The 3,096-nt window shown below is 54.6% G+C and carries 2 protein-coding genes; both read left to right on the top strand.

Annotated elements, in window-relative coordinates; genetic code table 11:
• Positions 1–362 precede the first annotated feature (362 nt).
• Positions 363–953, top strand: coding sequence for a sugar transferase (locus AC2FNN_RS21270; protein ID WP_224859201.1), 591 nt, complete (start codon positions 363–365; stop codon positions 951–953).
• Between the two features lie 69 nt (positions 954–1,022).
• Positions 1,023–3,096 (top strand): tetratricopeptide repeat protein (locus AC2FNN_RS21265; RefSeq protein WP_496760468.1); only part of this gene is annotated, 2,074 nt, incomplete at its 3' end.

Here is a 3,096-nt window from a genome sequence, read left to right as displayed (position 1 = left end):
GCTGGTCGCAGCTTTACGATACTGTGAAAAAGCACCTGTATTCAGCGACCAGAGAACACGTTTACCAGCATTAATGTTTTGCAAGGCAGGTGGAATTTGTTAACAGTTGGATACGGGAAAGCGGCCTCGCAAGTGAGTAAGTGCAGGGTCGAAGTGGTATAAAAATATAAGATTTTAAATATACGTGGTTGAGGTCGAGCGTGTTCGGTTCGTAAGTTTGGTGAGTGGTTCGTGAGTAATTGTGTGTGTTGGGGGTTTAAATAGTGACAAGTCATTCGAAAGAAGTGGCCAACGCTGGCGCGGGCTACTCCGGTATTTCTGTTGTATCCACTCCGTTGCCGTATCGAGGGGTGTACAGAAGTGTGGGCAAGCGTCTTTTTGACATTGCGTTCGCTTTGCTCGCGGCACCTTTCGTTGTGCCTTTTGTTCTTATGCTGGCCGCATTTCTGGCCCTCCAGGGCGTGACTCCGTTTTATCGGCAGGAACGGCTGGGCAAGAACGGCAAGGCCTTCAAGATGATCAAGCTACGCACAATGGTGCATGACGCCGAAAATGTGCTGCAAGAACATCTGAAAGAAAACCCTGAAGCCCGTGAGGAATGGAATCGCGACCAGAAACTGCGGAATGATCCGCGCATCATCAAGTTCGGGACATTCCTGCGCAAATCCTCGATGGATGAGTTGCCGCAATTCTGGAATGTTTTCGTTGGCGAAATGTCCGTGGTTGGCCCCCGCCCCATGATGGTTTGCCAGAAAGAGCTTTATCCAAACAACATGTACTACAGAATGCGCCCCGGCATTACCGGCTCATGGCAGGTCTCCAACCGGAACAACTCGACATTCGCCGAGCGCGCGCAGCATGATGTGGAATACTGGAAGGATATGTCGCTCAAGACGGACATGCATATCCTGTTTCGGACAATTTTTGCGGTTCTGCGCGGGACCGGTTGCTGAAACGGTCATTTTGCAGCCTTTTGGGATGGCTGTATCCTTGTTGCGCCCAGATCGTGTGGAAACCTACCCATGAACCAGTCCGTCTTTTCTCGTCTCCCACGTCTTGCATCGCTTCTATGCGCTGCGTTCCTGTTCCTGAGCGCCTGTGACACCGCTGAAGAGCGGGCCGAGAAACATTATCAGGCCGGGCTGGCCTTGCTGGAAGAGGGCGACGTCGAGCGCGCTCTGGTCGAATTCCGCAACGTCTTCAAACTGAACGGCCAGCACAAAGAGGCGCGCCTGACCTATGCCCGGCTTGAGCGTGATCGAGAGAACATCCCAGTCGCATTCGGCCAGTACCTGTTGTTGGTCGAACAATACCCGGACAATTTCGAAAGCCACTTCGCACTGGCCGAGATGGCGTTTGACTTGGGCAACTGGGACGCTGTCAGGCGCCACGGTGCGATAGCCGCCGAACTGGAACCCGACAATATAGAGGTTGAGTCCATCAATAACAGCCTGGCCTATACCGACTCGATCCGTAACGGGGATGTGGCCAGAACGGATTCCATCATTCGGACCGCACGCGAAATGATCGACCAAAAACCCGATCTGATGAGCGCGCGGAAAATCGTGATCGACTGGCTTGTCCGCAACGAGCTCTGGGATGATGCGATCGACGAGATTGATGCCGCACTGGCCGTAGTGCCGAAGCAGGACAATCTGTACGCGATCCGACTGCGTGCCCTACAGGCTCAGAACAAACACGAAGAGATAGCTTTGCAGCTCAAAGGTATGCTTCAGCTCTACCCCGAGGATGAGGGCGTCGAGGCGATGCTGGTTCAGCATTACATCGACTGGAACGAGCTGGATGCGGCCGAAGAAATTCTGCGCGGGAAGATCGACCCTCAGGCCGAAGATCACATGCCAACTCAACGGCTTATTGCATTCCTGAACGACCATCGCGGTCCCGAGGCCGCCATCAACGAAATTGATGCAATCATCGCACAGGACAGTACAAACGCCGCAAAGCTCCGCGCATGGCGGGCCACTTTGAAATTTCACAGCGGGGACACGCAAACCGCGCTCGCTGAAATGCGCAATCTTCTGGCAGATGCAGAGCGAACCGCGCAGACCCGGGAAAACGAAGTAGAATTTGCCCGGATGCTGTTCAGTGAGGGAAAATCTGAAGAAGCCCGTGCTTTGGTCGAAAAGATTCTTGAAGAAGATCCGAAACAGGTGGGGGCGCTCAAGTTCAAGGCTGCCTGGCTGATTGAGGATAATCAGACCGGTGATGCGATTATCCTGCTGCGCGAAGCCCTGAGCCAGACCCCCCGAGATCCGCAATTGATGACCCTTATGGCCAATGCTCACGAGCGCAACGGCGATCACGAACTGATGGGCGAAATGCTTGCTCTGGCTGCGGAGATGTCCCAGAACGCAGGAGTCGAGGCTGCGCGCTATGGTCAATATCTGCTGTCAAAAAATGACTTGGAAATCGCCCAGAGCGTGTTGCTGGATGCCTTGCGCAAAAGCCCGCAAAATCCGGACCTGCTGTCTCTGCTTGCCCAAACCTATATGCGCCAGCAGGACTGGGACCGCCTGGAAACTGTTCTGAAGTCGCTCGAAGCGCTGACAGACCCCGACGCGCAACGCCTTTCGAACGAGCTCAGGGCATACATGCTGGCCTCCCAGAACCGCTCTGACGACCTGATGGAATTTCTCAACGAATTGGCCGCAGATCCCCAATTCGGCTTGCCCGCTGATATCGCGGTTATCCGACTGATGCTGGCTCAGGACAAACACGAAGAAGCCTTTGCCCGGATCGATCAGAAACTTACGGAAACCCCGGATTCCCTGCCATTGCGCTTTGTAAAGGCACGTGCGCTGGCGGAAGAAGGGGAACTTGACGAGGCCGAACAGATTTATCGCGCGATCAGCGATGAGCGCCCTGACATAACACGGGCATGGGTCGCGCTTCACATGCTGGAAGCCGAGCGTGGCAATATCGAAAAAGCCCAGGATGTCCTGGCCGAGGCACTGATTGCCCTGCCCGAAAACCCCGATCTGCTATTTGTGCAGGCAGCGTTTCACGAACAGGCCGGCGATATGGAGCAGGCCATTGCCGTTTACGAAAAGCTCTACCCCCTCAGTGGCCAGTCGA

Source organism: Ruegeria sp. BHSA118 (genome assembly GCF_059613405.1).
The sequence above is the reverse complement of the archived record's forward strand: the minus strand, read 5'-3'. Positions and strand labels throughout refer to the sequence as shown.